13 protein-coding genes are annotated in these 15,219 nt (G+C 68.6%); 4 read left to right on the forward strand and 9 right to left on the reverse strand.

Annotated features, from left to right (window positions below; translation table 11 throughout):
- Positions 1 to 276: 276 nt before the first annotated feature.
- Entirely contained in the window at positions 277 to 1,035 is a 759-nt protein-coding gene (locus B551_RS10375) for a 3-hydroxyacyl-CoA dehydrogenase (protein WP_006579100.1), read from the reverse strand.
- Between the two features lie 456 nt (positions 1,036 to 1,491).
- Here B551_RS10375 and B551_RS10380 point away from each other — a divergent pair, with 456 nt between their 5' ends.
- Positions 1,492 to 3,126: a hypothetical protein gene (locus tag B551_RS10380; RefSeq protein ID WP_023264033.1), complete on the forward strand. Its 1,635-nt coding sequence runs from the start codon at positions 1,492 to 1,494 to the stop codon at positions 3,124 to 3,126.
- 72 nt (positions 3,127 to 3,198) lie between these two features.
- Here the strand turns inward: B551_RS10380 and adk are convergent, their stop codons facing one another.
- The 6 genes from adk to B551_RS10410 form a co-directional block, all read right to left on the reverse strand.
- Positions 3,199 to 3,864: an adenylate kinase gene (gene adk, locus B551_RS10385; protein ID WP_006579102.1), complete on the reverse strand. Its 666-nt coding sequence runs from the start codon at positions 3,862 to 3,864 to the stop codon at positions 3,199 to 3,201.
- Positions 3,865 to 4,208: 344 nt separating this feature from the next.
- On the reverse strand, positions 4,209 to 5,018 hold the full coding sequence (gene kdsB, locus B551_RS10390) for a 3-deoxy-manno-octulosonate cytidylyltransferase (protein ID WP_006579103.1): 810 nt from the start codon (positions 5,016 to 5,018) through the stop codon (positions 4,209 to 4,211).
- An 11-nt stretch (positions 5,019 to 5,029) separates the two neighbouring features.
- Positions 5,030 to 5,218 carry a Trm112 family protein gene (locus tag B551_RS10395; RefSeq protein ID WP_006579104.1) on the reverse strand — a complete coding sequence of 63 codons (189 nt, stop codon included), beginning with the start codon at positions 5,216 to 5,218 and terminating at the stop codon, positions 5,030 to 5,032.
- A complete protein-coding gene (lpxK, locus tag B551_RS10400; RefSeq protein ID WP_006579105.1) occupies positions 5,199 to 6,311 on the reverse strand; it encodes a tetraacyldisaccharide 4'-kinase in 1,113 nt (370 codons plus the stop codon). The genes B551_RS10395 and lpxK overlap by 20 nt, the downstream gene beginning before the upstream one ends.
- Before the next feature lie 221 nt (positions 6,312 to 6,532).
- Positions 6,533 to 6,961: a biopolymer transporter ExbD gene (locus B551_RS10405; RefSeq protein ID WP_043438712.1), complete on the reverse strand. Its 429-nt coding sequence runs from the start codon at positions 6,959 to 6,961 to the stop codon at positions 6,533 to 6,535.
- A 14-nt stretch (positions 6,962 to 6,975) separates the two neighbouring features.
- Positions 6,976 to 7,596: a MotA/TolQ/ExbB proton channel family protein gene (locus B551_RS10410; protein ID WP_023264035.1), complete on the reverse strand. Its 621-nt coding sequence runs from the start codon at positions 7,594 to 7,596 to the stop codon at positions 6,976 to 6,978.
- Positions 7,597 to 8,560: 964 nt separating this feature from the next.
- Here B551_RS10410 and xseA point away from each other — a divergent pair.
- Both xseA and B551_RS10420 read left to right on the forward strand, forming a co-directional pair.
- Entirely contained in the window at positions 8,561 to 9,946 is a 1,386-nt protein-coding gene (gene xseA, locus B551_RS10415) for an exodeoxyribonuclease VII large subunit (RefSeq protein WP_023264036.1), read from the forward strand.
- Between the two features lie 148 nt (positions 9,947 to 10,094).
- On the forward strand, positions 10,095 to 10,676 hold the full coding sequence (locus B551_RS10420; protein ID WP_006576536.1) for a superoxide dismutase: 582 nt from the start codon (positions 10,095 to 10,097) through the stop codon (positions 10,674 to 10,676).
- Positions 10,677 to 10,837: 161 nt separating this feature from the next.
- On the opposite strand, the gene B551_RS10425 is transcribed toward B551_RS10420, so the two are convergent.
- Both B551_RS10425 and B551_RS10430 read right to left on the reverse strand, forming a co-directional pair.
- Positions 10,838 to 11,875 (reverse strand): tripartite tricarboxylate transporter substrate binding protein, encoded by a 1,038-nt coding sequence (locus tag B551_RS10425; protein ID WP_023264037.1) that lies wholly within the window; start codon positions 11,873 to 11,875, stop codon positions 10,838 to 10,840.
- 160 nt (positions 11,876 to 12,035) lie between these two features.
- On the reverse strand, positions 12,036 to 12,950 hold the full coding sequence (locus tag B551_RS10430) for a LysR family transcriptional regulator (RefSeq protein ID WP_023264038.1): 915 nt from the start codon (positions 12,948 to 12,950) through the stop codon (positions 12,036 to 12,038).
- 257 nt (positions 12,951 to 13,207) lie between these two features.
- On the opposite strand from B551_RS10430, the gene B551_RS10435 reads away from it, so the two are divergent.
- Complete coding sequence (locus tag B551_RS10435; RefSeq protein ID WP_006576537.1) at positions 13,208 to 15,193, forward strand: aconitase family protein; 1,986 nt, start codon at positions 13,208 to 13,210, stop codon at positions 15,191 to 15,193.
- Positions 15,194 to 15,219: the final 26 nt, after the last annotated feature.

Genomic DNA, 15,219 nt, shown 5'->3' on the forward strand with positions numbered 1-15,219 from the left:
CCGGCCTGCGGGGCAGCGCAGCCCGCCAGCAGCAGCGCGGCCAGCGTGCCGGCCAGCATGGCCGTCGGTGGCGGTCGCTTGACGGCGGCGGTGGAAAGGAACGGCGGAACCGGCGAACGTGGCGGCATGCTGCACTCCCTTTGAGGCCTATGAGGTACAGCGATTGTAGTCACTGCCGCCCATCGCCGTGCCATGCACAGCACAATCGGCCTCGCAGCAGCGTTCCTCGGCGGCCGTCAACGGCCGCCACGCCGCCGTTCCGCGGAGAGTGCCGGCTTACTTCGGTTGCATCCGGATCGCGCCATCGAGCCGGATCACCTCGCCGTTGAGCATGGTGTTGCCGATGATCGCCTGCACCAGTTGCGCGTACTCCGCCGGGCGGCCCAGCCGCGGCGGGAACGGCACCATCTTGCCGAGCGCGTCCTGCACCTCCTGCGGCATGCCCAGCAGCATCGGCGTCTCGAAGATGCCGGGGGCGATCGTCATGCAGCGCACGCCATCGCGCGACAGGTCGCGTGCCACCGCCAGCGTCATGCCGACCACGCCGCCCTTCGACGCGGCATAGGCGGCCTGGCCGATCTGGCCGTCGAAGGCGGCGACCGAGGCGGTGTTGACGATGATGCCGCGCTCGCCGCCGTCGTCCGGGGTGTTCCGCACCATCGCCGCGGCGGCCAGCCGGATCATGTTGAAGGTGCCGATCAGGTTGATGCGGATGGTCTTCTCGAAGGCGTCCAGCGGGTGCGGACCGTTCTTGCCGACGGTCTTGTTGGCGGTCGCGATGCCGGCGCAGTTGATCAGCCCGGCCAGCCGTCCCAGCCCCACCGCGGCGTCGACGACGGCCTGGCCATCGGTTTCCGAGGTGACGTCGCAGCGGACGAAGCGGCCGCTCAGTTCTCCGGCCAGCGCGGTGCCGGCGGCCTCGTTCAGGTCGGCGATGACGACCTTGCCGCCCTGCTCGGCGAGCATGCGGGCCGTGCCCGCGCCCAGGCCGGAGGCGCCGCCGGTGACGATGAATACGTTGTCTCGGATCTGCATCGATTGTCTCCTCGGGGATTGGCAGCGCCAGCCGACACCGGGCCGGCGCCTGAAGATGAAGAACGAACGGCGAATATAACGTTTACGTAAACGTCAAGCGTCGCGCCGTATTGTAAAGGCCCGCGCGGCGCGCCGATAGCGCTCACGAGAATCGTAAGCCCGCAACCATTCGCGCCAGATGTCAGGACCCCATCTGGCTAGAGTGCGCTCACGTCACACCTCGGGAGTCCCGCCGTGAGCGATTTCCATGCTGGCTGGATGCGCAGCCGCCCATCGACGCCAACGCTGGATTGGGCCGAGACTGGGCTCCAGTGTGGGCCCCACTACGAGCCCCACTGCGGGCCCCAGCGAGGGCCCCACCGCGGGCTGCACTGCGCCCGGAAGGCGGCGCACTCGACGCCGGGCGCCGGTGCCATCCAACTTGATCTGGCCGAGCCGCAGGGAACATTCGGCGCCGTGCGGCAGTTCATCCGCGATCTGCGCGTGGGCCGGCCAACCTTGCGGCTGGATACGACGGGCATCTCGCTGATGTCTTCCGCCGTGCAGGAGGCCGAGCCGCTGTTCGAGGCGGCCGACGCGATTTCTCCGGACCTGGTCCAGGCCAGCGACGTACTGCCTGCGGGCGACGCGGTCCTTGGCGTGGTCGACCTGGTCAGGACGGCCGCTGGCAAGGTCCGGACTGCGCAACAGCTCCGCGCCTCGGAGCCGGGCTACCGCCGCGCGGTCGCCGCGCTGGCCCGAACGCGCCTGCCGGAACATGTCGAGCGGCGCAAGACCGCGCTGAAGGCGGCGCGGCATTGGATCAGCGCCTGCCTGTCGACCCCGGCCCGGCACGATGGCACGCCGGCACCGGCCCTCGCCGCACACCGGCTGCCGCGGCACGGCGCCGCGTATCTTCCCGATACGTTCCGCCAGGCGCTGACCACCGGCAACGGCGACGCCGCTGCGCTGGGCAAGGCGGCCATGGGCGTGATCGACCGCGAACTCGCCTTGATCGACGGGCAACGCGACGCCATGCTGCGGCAGCATGGCGCCGAACTTCTCGGCCACGACGCCGTCGCGCGCAACGATCGCCGGGCCACGCGGCGGCTGTGCGGCAGCGCCATTGCCTGCCTGCGAGACAGCAGCCTGCAGGCGCTGCGCGCCGGCTACGAAACCAGTCCGATCGCGGTGTCCGGATGGGACGCCCCGCTGGACCTCGGGCTGGTTCCCGGCGGCATGCTGTCGCTCGGCCTCGGCGCGGCGATTGGCCTGGCCCACGTCGGTTGCGGCATCGGCGAACTGGCAGAGGCCCGGCGGCATGAGGCAACGCTGCGCGAGGTCAACGAGGCGATCCGCGACAATCTGCGCCGGCTGTCGGCCGATCCCGCACGGCGCAGGCGGCTGCAATCGCCCGCCGCGACCGAGGGGCTGCATTGGTTCGCCGGCGGACAGCGCCGCTGGCGCGAGCGTGCCCGCGCGCTGGGGCGCTGGGCCACTGTCCGTATCGCCTATGGCGTCGGCACCGTGCTGATGTCGGGCGCCGGCATGGCAACGATGGTGCTAGCTGGCACGGCCGCACTGGCGACCCCGGCGGCGCCGCTGCTGGTGGCGGTCGGCGGTGTGCTCGGCGGCGCCTGGTTCCTGTTCACGTTGATCCGGATCGCGATGCGGTTCGCGCGCAGCCGTGCCGATACGCGCGAGCGCGAACAGCTGGCGCACGCGGTCCGCAGCGGCGCGGCGCGTGGCGCGTGCGCCGACACGCTGTCGCAATGCAGCCTGGCGCAGCTCGAGTCCTTGCGACACGAAAGCGCGGCGCTGTCCGGCAATCGCCATTGGCAGGCCGCGATGCTGACGCGACGGCTGCTGATCGACGATCCGGCCGACAAGAACGCCGGCAAGACCGCCCGGCTCGAGGCCTCGGCCCTGCTGCAGGCACTGGGCATGTCGAAGATGTCCACCACGCTGCTGAAACACGCCGGCTTCGAGCTCGCCTATCGGACGATCTTCCATCATCTGCATGGCGATGGCGCGCAGACCGCCTGGCATGACGGGACCTTCCATCGCGTGCCGGCGTCCGCCGCACCGCGCACGCCGGCGCACGGCGGCTAACCTCGCGCAACGGCAATGAAAAAGGCGGCCAACGGCCGCCTTCGCGCTTTCACGGCGCAGGGCTTCGGCGGCTTACTTCAGCGCCTCGAACACGCGTGCCGTGATCTCGTCAACCGAACCGACGCCGCTGATCTTGCGATACTGCGGCGGCGCGACGCTCGCGCCAGGCGCGCCGTTGGCGGCCCAGTCCGAGTAGTAGTCGACCAGCGGGCGGGTTTGCTGCGCGTAGACATCGAGACGTTTGCGCACGGTCTCTTCCTTGTCGTCGTCGCGCTGGATCAGCGGCTCGCCGGTTTCGTCGTCGACGCCGGCGGTCCTGGGCGGGTTGTACTTCAGATGGTAGGTGCGGCCCGAGGCGGCATGCACGCGGCGGCCGCTCATCCGTTCGATGATCGCGTCGAACGGCACGTCGATTTCCAGCACGTAGTCGATCGCCACGCCGGCTTCCTTCATCGCCTCGGCTTGCGGGATCGTGCGCGGAAAGCCGTCGAACAGATAGCCGTTGCGGCAATCGTCCTGCTTCAGGCGGTCCTTGACCAGGCCGATGATGATGTCGTCGGAGACCAGACCGCCCGCGTCCATCACCTTCTTCGCCTCGATGCCCAGCGGGGTGCCGGCCTTGACCGCGGCGCGCAGCATGTCGCCTGTGGAGATCTGCGGGATGCCGAACTTCTCGCAGATGAACTTGGCTTGCGTGCCTTTGCCGGCGCCGGGGGCGCCCAACAGGATCAAACGCATTTACGGGTCCTCAGAGTTTTGAATCCGGTATGGCGGGGGAATGGAAGGAGGGTAACGCCGAAACTTGACGTGTGGCTTACCGCGCGATGGTCAGGCACGCAGGCGCCGCCATGGCTGGTGACCGGCGCGGTCCGCATGCGGTTGGCATGGGCGCAAGCCGGACGGCTCATTCTTCATCTCCCCACCGAGCCTGCGTCGTCGCCCGCATTGACGGCGACAGCGGCTCTTTATTGGCGTGCATTATGCCACGAGGCAGCCGGGAATCGGCCTGCCGCGGCGGTCAACGGTGTGTAAACCGGAGCGGGCGAATGGCCCGCCCCGTGCGGGATTGCGCCGGTTTGCGCTCAGCCGCCGATGGCTGCGGAGGCCTCGGACCACAGCGCGCGCACGCGCTCCAGATCGGCGGGGGTATCGACGCCGGGCGCCGGCGCGGCGTCGGTGGCCAGGACCGCGATGCGTTCGCCATGCCACATCGCGCGCAGCTGTTCGAGCGCCTCGGTCTGTTCGAGCGGCGCGACGGGCAGCGCCGGAAAGCGGCGCAGGAAGCCGGCGCGATAGGCGTACAGGCCGATATGGCGCAGCACCGGCATGTCCGGCAGCGGCACCTGCGCGTTCGCGGCCGGGGCCGACGGCACGCCCGACCAGGCATCGCGCGCCCAGGGAATCGGCGCGCGCGAGAAGTACAGCGCGCGGCCGGCGCTGTCGCAGACCACCTTGACCACATTCGGATTGAAGACCTCGCCGATCTCGTGCAACGGATGGGCGGCGGTGGCGATCGCGCAGTCGGGGTGGGCGGCCAGATGCCCGGCCACCGCGTCGATCAGCGCCGGCGCGATCAGTGGTTCGTCGCCTTGCACATTGACCACGATCGCATCGTCGTCCAGCGACAGCAGCGTGGCGACCTCGGCCAGCCGGTCGGTGCCGGTGGCATGGTCGGCGCGCGTCAGTACCGCTTCGATGCCGTGCTCGGCGCAGGCGGCGCGCACGGTGTCCGCGTCGGTGGCGACCACGATGCGGCGCGCCGACGAGGCGTGGGCGCGCTCGGCGACGCGCACGATCATCGGCTTGCCGGCAATATCGGCCAGCGGCTTGTTCGGCAGGCGCGTCGACGCGAGCCGCGCGGGAATGACGACGGTGAAATCGGCCAGCGACATCGAGCCAAGCCTCAGGTCGGATCGATGGCGCGGCCCGGTACCGACTGGCGGGCCTCGTCGGCCAGCATCACCGGAATGCCGTCGCGAATCGGATAAGCCAGCTTGTCGGCATGGCAGATCAGTTCCTGCGCGGCGCGGTCGTATTCGAGCTTGCCCTTGCACAGCGGGCAAACCAGGATTTCAAGCAGCCGGTTGTCCATCTTGGTGTTCCTTGGTGTGGCTGGCCGCGGCGGCGGCGCCAGTGGCCGCGGTCGGCGCTGCCTGGCAGCGCGCAATGACGGTGCGGCGAATTCGATCGATCAGACCCGGATCGATCACGGGCCTGGTGGGGACGACCCAGATGCGCGGGTCGAGCGGCTCGCGAAGCCGGTCGCATTTTACGGCATCCTTCTCGGTGATCAGGATCGCCTCGGCGGCCTGCGCGGCCGGATGGTTGACGAACGGGTCCTCGGCGAAGTCGTAATGGTCCGGCAGCGGCAGCGTATCGGGCTGCAGGCCCGCGCCGCGCAGGCTGGCGAAGAAGCGTTCGGGGTTGCCGATGCCGGCCGCGGCCAGCACGCGCCGTTCCGCGAAGGCCGACAGCGGCCGCACCATGGTCGGATCGGCGAGCTGCCAGGCCTGCTCGAGCTCGAGCCGCATGCCGTAGACCTCGGGCCGGTCCGGCGTCGCGCGGAAATACGGATCGTTGATCAGCGTGGCATCGCGGCGGCGCGACAGCGGCTCGCGCAGCGGGCCGGCCGGCAGCAGCCAGCCGTTGCCGCCCATGCGGCCGTCGAACATCACGATTTCGAAGTCGCGCTGCAGCCGGTAGTGCTGCAGGCCATCGTCGAGCAACAGCACATTGATGCCCGGATGCGAGACCAGCATCGCCTGTGCGCAGGCGACGCGGTCGGGAAAGACCCAGACCGGCACGTCGGTCGAGCGCGCGATCAGCAGCGGTTCGTCGCCGACGTCCTCCGCCTTCGAGGTCGCCTTGACGCGGCGCGGCCGCTCCAGCTTGACGCCATAGCCGCGCGACACCACGCCGGGACGCAACCCCGCCTCGCACAGCGCATCGGCCAGCGCGATCACTGCCGGCGTCTTGCCGGTGCCGCCGACGGTCACGTTGCCGACCACCACCACCGGCATCGGCAGCCGCGTCGACTTGAACCAGCCGCGCCGATACGCCAGCCGCCGCATGGCGCTGATCGCACCGAACAGGCCGGCGAACGGCAGCATCAGCCAGGCAAACCAGCCGCGGCGTTGCCACTGGCGGGTAACGAAGTCGGACAGCAGATGACGGGCAGCGGGCATGGGTAGAAGGAGAGCGATTTTCGCCAGAGTCTATCGTGTCGCGGTGGGGCGGCATGGTAGTGCCCCCCTGTCCCGCTTGCGGGACAGGGGTTGGGGGAGAGGGCAAGCGGCACTTGCGATGCCACCGCTGCTTGAAACCACCCCCTCTCCCCGACCCTCTCCCCCTGAGGAAGAAAGGGAGAACGCAACCGGACCTGACCGGCGTTCGTCGGGGCAGGCGCCTACCGCGTCCCGCCGCTCTGCGTCGCGAACGTCAGCCGCGACAGCCCGGCAACCCGCGCGGCCTCCATCACGTTGACCACCGACTGGTGGCTGGCCTGGGCATCGGCGCTGACGATCAGCACCGGCGCCTGCGCCGCCGCGGTGCCGGCCAGCGCGCGCAGCCGCTCGGCCAGGCCGGCGACATCGCGCACGCCGATGCGCTCCTTGTCGAGCGCGTATTCGCCATTGGCCGACACCGACACCACGATCTCGCGCGGCCGCTGCTGGGCCGTTTCCGCCTCGGCGGTCGGCAGCTGGATGCGCAGCTCGGTGTAGCGCGAATAGGTGGTCGTGATCATCAGGAAGATCAGGATCACCAGCAGCACGTCGATCAGCGGGATCAGGTTGATCTCGGGCTCGTCGCGCCTGGCACGGGTACGGAATCGCATGGCCTGCATCCGCCTCAAGCGCGCCGCTGCGGCAGGATCGCATCGAGGAACGCGGCCGCGCGCGATTCCAGCTCGGCCACATAGTCGTCGACGCGCCGGCGGAAATAGCGCCAGAAGATCAGCGCCGGGATCGCGACCATCAGGCCGAAGGCGGTGTTGTACAGCGCCACCGAGATGCCGTGCGCCAGTTGTTCGGGATTGGCGCCGGTGCCGCCCTGGCTGCCGAAGATCTCGATCATGCCAATCACGGTGCCGAGCAGGCCCATCAGCGGCGCGACCGACGCGATCGTCCCCAGCGCGTTCAGATAGCGCTCGAGCTCGTGCGCGACCGCGCGGCCGGCTTCCTCGACCGCATCCTTGGCCGCGTCGCGCGACGTGTCCGGCTGGGCGATCACGTGCCGCAGTCCGGCGGCCAGCACGCGGCCCAGCGGCGAATCGCGTTCGAGCGAGTCGACTACGTCCGGCGTCGCGCGCCGTTGCCGCGCGACGGTCAGCGCCTGGTCGTACAGCTTGGCCGGCAGCACCTTGCTGCGCTTCAGGCTCAGCGAACGTTCGACGATCAAGGCCAGCGCAATGACCGAGGCCAGCAGCAACGGCCAGATCGGCCAACCGGCCGCTTCAATGATGGAAAACACAAGGACACCCCGAGTCGCCGGCGCGAAGGGAAGGGACTGCGGCAGGCCGGCGTAAAAAAACAGGCGCCACTCTAACGCGCGGTCCCCGGCGGGGCAAGCCGACAGGGCTGGTGCGATCCACTTTCAGACATGTCCACACCCGGCAGGGACAGCGCTGTGGATCGATTGTGGAAAGCGGGCGGACAGGCGCGCTAAGTCCTTGATCGTAAAGGGCGTCCACCGCCCTGCTTAAAAAATGGGCAGACGAGCCGGCAAGCCCGGCAGGGCGGTCGGGCGACACGGTAACGGCCCACCGCCGCCATTGCGCCTCGTGGCTTTCCACACGGCAGCGGGACAGGATTGTGGAACAAGTGTGGACAGGCGCCTGACAAGCGCGCCAAGTCATTGATCCGTATGGGATTACGCGGGCTTGCTTAAAAATTGTGCAACCATGCCAAAAAGGCCCGCCGCGTCGACGATCGGCAACGGAAATCCAAAAGTCGACCTCTTTCCACATCCCAGCGGGACAGCGTTGTGGAGCGCCTGTGGATAAGCCCGGGAGAAGCGGGGCAAGGGCTTGATCGGTAAGGTAATTCTTCGGGCTGCCTAAAAAAGTGGCAATGTCGGGAGCCGCGAGCGGCGTCGCTTTATCCTTCACGTGGTTTGCATATCGGTGCGCGAGCGACGTTTCGTCCACCAAGCTCCGTGTGGGTCCGCACAGTCGGTGTTACCGCCCTGTAGTTGTCCAGAGTTCCTGTGGATAACTTTGTGAACAAGCTGGTGTGGACAAATGGTAAGTGATTGACGCGTAAGAGAAATTCTTACATTGCTTAAAAAGTGATGTCGTGGAAAGTCATTAAGAATCAATGGCTTGTGTCAAGCCCCTCGGAGCGCGGGCCGTTTCAGGCACCCTACAGCGAAGGGCTTGACAGAGCGGTTATGCTGTGGACATGTCCATCTGACGCCGCTTCGGAGGCGATTTGCCATGTCTGAACCATTCTCGTTTCCGCCTTCGCCAGTCACCCGGACGGCACCCGGCGGCCGCGAAGTGATCCCGGTCGGCGAACTGAACCATGCGATCGCATCGGTACTCGAACGCAACTTTCCGCTGGCCTGGGTGCGTGGAGAAATTTCCAACCTGACGCGGGCCTCGAGCGGACACTGGTATTTCTCGCTGAAGGATGCGCGTGCGCAGATCCGCTGCGTGATGTTTCGCGGACGAAACCAGCATGTCGACTTTCCGGTGCGTGAAGGCGAGGCCGTCGAAGTGCGCGCGCTGGTGTCGATGTACGAGGCGCGCGGCGAGTTGCAGCTCAATGTCGAAGCGATGCGGCGCGCGGGCGTCGGCAATCTGTACGAGGCCTTTCTGCGGCTGAAGGACAAGCTCGCGCGCGATGGTCTGTTCGATCCCGCACGCAAGCGTCCGATTCCGTCCCATCCGCACACGATCGGCGTGGTCACGTCGCTGCAGGCCGCCGCGCTGCGCGACGTGCTGACGACGCTGCGCCGGCGCGCGCCGCATATCCAGGTGCTGGTCTATCCGGTGCCGGTGCAGGGCGCGGGCGCCGCCGACAAGATCGCGGCGATGCTCGACACGGTCAGCGCGCGCGCCGAGTGCGACGTGGTGATCCTGTGCCGCGGCGGCGGCAGCATCGAGGACCTGTGGTCGTTCAACGAGGAGGTGGTCGCCCATGCGGTCGCCCGCTGCACGCTGCCGGTGGTCTGCGGCGTCGGCCACGAGACGGACTTCACCATCGCCGACTTCGTTGCCGATGTGCGGGCACCGACGCCGACCGGCGCGGCGGAACTGGTCAGCCCGGATCGTGCGCATCTGCTGGCGCAGGCGGCGCGGGCGCGCGATGCGCTCGGCCAATGCATGCGCCGTCAGCTGGAGCGGCGCGCCCAACATCTGGACTGGCTGGCGCGGCGCGTGCGCAGCCCGCAGGCGCAATTGCAGGAGCGGCGCGGACAGCTCGACAATCTCGCGCGGCATCTGCGAGCGGCATGGCGCGACAACCTGGTGGCGCGACGCCATCGGCTGCAGCTGTGGTCGATGCGCTGGCGCGCGCAACGTCCCGATGCCAGCGCAGGGCAAGCGGAACTCGCCCGGCTGGTGGTCCGCATGCAGGCCGCCAGCGAGCGTCAGCAGGAACGCGCGGCGCAGCGCCTGCATCGCGCCGCCGGCGCATTGGAACTGCTGGCGCCGCAGCGCACGCTCGAGCGCGGTTATGCGGTGCTGCTCGATCCGCGCGGCAAGGCGCTGCGGGCCCCGTCCGAGCTGCGCGCCGGCGGCCGCGTCGAGGTCCATCTGGCCGAGGGCGTGGCCGATGTCGGCATCGCCAGCGTGCAGGCCAAACTGCTCGATCTGTAGGGCTCTCGAGGGCTCTCGATGGGACCTGTCGATGGGCCCGCGGCCGCATACTGCCGCGCCCTGAAGGGGCTTTGCCGCTGGTTTGCGCCACTATGGCAAGTCACCTACAATCGGTGTCTCCCGTCCCACAACCCACAGAGACAGAACAATGGAACATACTCTCCCCCCGCTGCCGTACCCTCATGATGCGCTGGCCCCGCATATGTCCAAGGAGACCTTGGAGTTCCATCACGACAAGCATCATCAGACGTACGTCACCAATCTGAACAATCTGATCAAGGGTACGGAATTCGAGAACGCGACCCTCGAAGAGATCGTCAAGAAGTCCTCCGGCGGCATCTTCAACAACGCCGCCCAGGTGTGGAACCACACCTTCTTCTGGAACTGCCTGAAGCCGCAAGGCGGCGGTCAACCGACCGGTGCGCTGGCCGACGCGATCAACGCCAAGTGGGGCTCGTTCGACAAGTTCAAGGAAGAGTTCACCAAGACCGCGGTCGGTACCTTCGGTTCGGGCTGGGCCTGGCTGGTCAAGAAGGCCGACGGTTCGCTGGACCTGGTGTCGACCTCGAACGCCGCCACCCCGCTGACCACCGACGCCAAGCCGCTGCTGACCTGCGACGTGTGGGAACACGCCTACTACATCGACTACCGCAACGCCCGTCCGAAGTTCGTCGAGGCCTTCTGGAACGTCGTGAACTGGGACTTCGTCAGCAAGAACTTCGCTGGCTGATCGACGACAGCGCGACTGTCCTTCGACGAAACAAGGCCCTCCAACTGGAGGGCCTTGTTTTTTTGGCCGCCTTCGATGACCCTGCTGTCTTTCCCGCGAAAGCGGGAATCCAGCGTCTTCGAAAGCCACTGGGTCCCCGCCTTCGCGGGGACATCCTCGGGTCAGTTCAGGCTCGCGCCCGACTGCTTGACGATGCGCGCGTGCTTGTCCAGCTCGCTCTGGAAGAACGGCGCGGCCTGTTCCGGCGTGCTGCCGACGATCACCAGGCCCTGCGCGGCCAGAGTCTGCTGCACCGGCTTTTCATCGAGCGCGGCCTTGATCTTCGTCTGCAGATCGGCGGCCTTGTCCTTGCCCAATCCGGCCGGGCCGACGATCGCCAGCCAGGCGTCGAAGCTGTAGCGCGGCAAGCCGGACTCGGCCAGCGACGGCACGTCGGGCAGCATCGGGATGCGTTTCGGCGTCGAGACCGCGATGGCCTTCAGCTTGCCGGCCTTCAATTGCGGCAGCACGGCCGGCACCGTCAGGAAACCCATCTGCACCTGGCCGCTGAGCAGGTCGGTGGTGTAGTTGCCGGCGCCCTTGTACGGCACGTGGCGGACCTGGACCCTGGCCTCGCTGGCGAACAGTTCGGCGGCCAGATGCAGCACGGTGCCGTTGCCCGAGGAGCCGTAGTTCAGCTGGTCGGGCTTGCTCTTGAGCAGCGCGATCAGTTCCTGCACGTTGCTGGCCGGCACCGAGGGATTGACCACCAGCACCAGCGGCAGCGTGCCGATCACCGTGATCGGCGTGATGTCGCGCAGCGAGTCGAACGGCATCGCGCGGTAGATCGCGGGATTGATCACGTGGTTCGACGACACCAGGCCCAGCGTCAGCCCGTCCTTGGGCGCGCGCACGATCTGCTGCGTGCCCGGGATGCCGCCGGCGCCGGCGATGTTCTCGATCACGATCGGATGGCCGACCTGGCGGCCCATCGATTCGCTGAGCGCACGCGCCACCGCGTCGGCCTGCGAGCCCGGCTGGGTCGGCACGATCAGCCGCAGCGGCTTGCCGTCGGCCGATTGCGCGTGGGCCGCGGGCGGGACCGCGAAGGCAGCGGCAACTGTCAGTGCAGAAGTCAGGGCAACCGTCAGCGCAGCGGCGCGGCGAAGGGGGCGAAGGGCACGGCGCAGGCGGCCGACGGTGCAAAGGATGGGGGGCATGCTGTCTCCGTTGTCGCTTGGCGGGAACCTGTCGACGGTTCCTCTGCGCGCCAGTCTAGAGCGGTCAGCCTGCGGGAAAGAAATGCTGTTGCGTCGGACCCGGTATCGCGTTCCGCGATATCGGTCCACTGAACGTCATCGGTTTCGCCGGCCGCGGACCTCAGCCGCTCTCGGACGGCCCCGCCGGCGGCTCGGCCCGCAACGCCGCGATCAGCGCTTCCACCGCCCGCAGCCGCGGCGTCTTGCGCGGCGCGTAGACGCGCAGTTCGCGTTGCTGCCACGGCTCGTCCAGCGGCACGCGCACGAACCCGCGCGTACCGGCGTAGGCCGTGGTCGCGCTGCGCGGGATCACGGCCAGGCCCAGCCCCGCCTCGACCATCCGGCAGGCGGCCTCGAAGCTCGACACCGCCACGCTTTGCCGCATCGGCAGGCCCGCTTCGGCGGCGCGATCGCGCAGCTCGGTATCGAGCGCGCCGCCTTGCTGCACGATCACCAGCGGATACTGCAGGACATCGGCGTAGCGCAGTCCCGTGCGCCCCGCCAGCACATGGCCGGCCGGCAGCAGCACCATCAGCGGGTCCTGCGCGAAGTGCCACGATTCCAGCCCACGCGCACCGTCGATCGCCACGCCCACGCCGACGTCGGCATGATCGTCGAGGCAGGCGCGCAGCGTCTCGCTGGTGGAGCGCTCGTGCAACGCGATATCGACGTGCGGATGGCTCGCGCGGAAGGCGTGCAGCCGCTCGGGCAGGAAGCCGACGATCGACGAGGGGCTGGCCGACAGCCGCACGGTGCCGGCCACCTGGTCGCCCAGGTCCTGCACCTCGCGGGCGAACGCGGCGATGTCCTCGTTCAGCTTGCGGCCCAGTTCGAGTGCACGCACGCCGGCCTCGGTCAGCGCCACGCCGGTCGGCGAGCGCACCAGCAGCGTCACGCCCAGGCTGCGCTCGAGGTCGGCGATCCGGCGGCTCAGCGCCGATTGCGCGATGTGTTCGGTTTCCGCGGCACGCTTGATGGAGCCTTCCCGCGCGGCGGCGAGAAAGAGCTGGATGCTGACGGGATCGATGCGGTGCATGGGCGGTGTATGGAAGCGGGGCTTCGTATCGGACGGCCGGCGCAAGTGTCCCGCAAAACGGCCGCGTGGGACAAGGTCGACCGACCGTGCAAGCCATGGACGCAGGACCGACCGCAGGTTTACCCGGATATCTCTGCCGCAGATAGCCCCGATGCCGCATCGGCGCTTGGCCGTCGCACGGCGCCGCGCGTAGATTCGGTGATTTTCGGCACTACGTACTGTGCTGGTGCTTACCAACAAGACCGGAGAAGACCCCGATGGACCGCCTGCAGATCGATGGCCGCATTCTGTTTCTTGCCGATTGCCCGCGGACCATCGAACGGCAGTTGCGCGGCGAGGCGCTAACGCTGGAGCAGGCCGGCGCGCTGCGCGACGATGTCTCGACCGACGAGATCACGCCGGTACCGATCCTGACCCATTTCGACGACCAGCTCGGGCGCTATCCCTATACCGGCTTCCGCGCGGGCGGTGCCCAGCCGATCGGCGCCGATGCGATCCGGCAGGGCGGTTTTGCCGTGACCGTCGCCGGCAACCGCTACGGCAAGGGCTCGTCGCGCGAGCACAGCCCGGCGGCCGAGAAACTGGCCGGCATCCGGCTGGTGATTGCCCGCAGCTTCGAGCGGATCTACCGGCAGAACGCCGACAATATCGGCCTGCTGACGTCGACCGACTTCGGCCTGATTCCCCGGCTGCTGGCGGGCGAGGCGATTCCCCTCGAGGAACTGCTGGCCGGCCGCGATGCACTGGCGGCGCAGATCCTGCGCGAGGGCGGCCTGCTGCGCTTCGGCCAGCGACATCTGCGCGGCCTCGCCGGAGACGGGGCGCCAGCGGTGCAGCGCACGCAGCCGGCCGCGGATCGGCCGCGCACGCTGTTCGAGAAGATCGTCGCCCGCCATGCGATCGCGACCGAAGTCACGCCGGCCGATCCCGCACCGGGCGACGGCATCTTCGTGCGCGCCGATTGGCGCTTCATCCACGAGTACTACACCGGCATGGCCGCCCATATGCTGCATGCCGCGCTGGGCCGGCCGCTGGCCTTGCACGCGCCCGAGCGCGTCGTCGTGTTCGAGGACCACACCTCGTATGTCGAGCAAAGTCCGGCCCATCTGCGCGGCGGCCTGGTGCGGAACGTCGTGCAGATGCGCGACGCCCAGCGGCGTTTCGTCGCGGACTACGCGCTGCGCGTCCATCGGACGTTGACCGAGGACGAGGCGCTGCGCGACGACGGCAGCAATGTCGCCGGCATCTCGCACGCGATGATGGCCGAGCATTACGCGCTGCCGGGGCAGCTGGTGGTCGGTACCGACTCGCACACGCCGCACAGCGGCGCGCTCGGCTGCGTGGCGTTCGGCGTCGGCACGACCGACATGGCCAACGCCTTCGTGACCGGCGCGGTGCGCATGACGTTGCCCGCGTCGTTGCGGATCGTGCTGGACGGTGCGTTGCCGGCCGGCGTGACGGCCAAGGACGTGGTGCTGCATCTGCTGGCCTTGCCGGCGATCCGTGGCGGCACGGGCGTTGGCAAGGTATTCGAGTTCACCGGTCCGGTGGTGTCGGCGCTGTCGACCGACGAACGCGCGACGCTGACCAATATGTGCGCCGAGCTCGGCGGCTTCACCGGCATCGTCGCGCCCGACGCGGAGACGGTGCGCTTCCTGAGGGACCGGCGCGGCATCGATTTCACGGTCGAGCCGTGGATGCACAGCGACGCAGGCGCCGACTATGCCGCGACGATCCACGTCGATTGCAGCGGCCTGGCGCCGATGGTGGCGCGGCCAGGCGATCCCGGCAACGGCCTGGCGCTGTCCGATCTGAACGAGCCGGTACGGATCGACATCGCCTACGGCGGCTCGTGCACGGCCGGCAAGCGCGAGGACTTCGACCACTATCATGCGGTCCTGCGCTGGGCCGCCGAGCGCGGGCTGCGGGTGCCTGCCGGCGTCACGCTGTACCTGCAGTTCGGCACGACGGCGGTGCGCGACTACTGCATCGCGCAGGGCTATCTGGAGGCATTCGACGCGGTCGGCGCGACGATCCTGCAGCCTTCCTGCGGCGCCTGCGCGAACTGCGGGCCGGGTTCGTCGACGGCGGCCGAGCAGGTCACCGTCAGCTCGATCAATCGCAATTTCCCCGGCCGCTCGGGGCCGGGGCAGGTGTGGCTGGCAAGCCCGCCGACGGTGGCGGCCAGCGCGATTGCGGGGCGGCTGCTGTCGTTCGACGATCTGCGGGCGCAGTTCGGCTAGCCGCGGCGCGCGGCGTAACAGGCCGC

The organism is Cupriavidus sp. HPC(L), assembly GCF_000307735.3.
GTDB lineage: Bacteria > Pseudomonadota > Gammaproteobacteria > Burkholderiales > Burkholderiaceae > Cupriavidus.

Excerpts from the sequence above, each read along its gene's own strand:
- B551_RS10375 (WP_006579100.1), bottom strand. The coding sequence starts at position 1,035 with ATGCAGATCCGAGACAACGTATTCATCGTCACCGGCGGCGCCTCCGGC.
- adk (WP_006579102.1), bottom strand. The coding sequence starts at position 3,864 with ATGCGTTTGATCCTGTTGGGCGCCCCCGGCGCCGGCAAAGGCACGCAA.
- kdsB (WP_006579103.1), bottom strand. The coding sequence starts at position 5,018 with ATGTCGCTGGCCGATTTCACCGTCGTCATTCCCGCGCGGCTCGCGTCG.
- B551_RS10395 (WP_006579104.1), bottom strand. The coding sequence starts at position 5,218 with ATGGACAACCGGCTGCTTGAAATCCTGGTTTGCCCGCTGTGCAAGGGC.
- lpxK (WP_006579105.1), bottom strand. The coding sequence starts at position 6,311 with ATGCCCGCTGCCCGTCATCTGCTGTCCGACTTCGTTACCCGCCAGTGG.
- B551_RS10405 (WP_043438712.1), bottom strand. The coding sequence starts at position 6,961 with ATGCGATTCCGTACCCGTGCCAGGCGCGACGAGCCCGAGATCAACCTG.
- xseA (WP_023264036.1), top strand. The coding sequence starts at position 8,561 with ATGTCTGAACCATTCTCGTTTCCGCCTTCGCCAGTCACCCGGACGGCA.
- B551_RS10420 (WP_006576536.1), top strand. The coding sequence starts at position 10,095 with ATGGAACATACTCTCCCCCCGCTGCCGTACCCTCATGATGCGCTGGCC.
- B551_RS10425 (WP_023264037.1), bottom strand. The coding sequence starts at position 11,875 with ATGCCCCCCATCCTTTGCACCGTCGGCCGCCTGCGCCGTGCCCTTCGC.
- B551_RS10430 (WP_023264038.1), bottom strand. The coding sequence starts at position 12,950 with ATGCACCGCATCGATCCCGTCAGCATCCAGCTCTTTCTCGCCGCCGCG.
- B551_RS10435 (WP_006576537.1), top strand. The coding sequence starts at position 13,208 with ATGGACCGCCTGCAGATCGATGGCCGCATTCTGTTTCTTGCCGATTGC.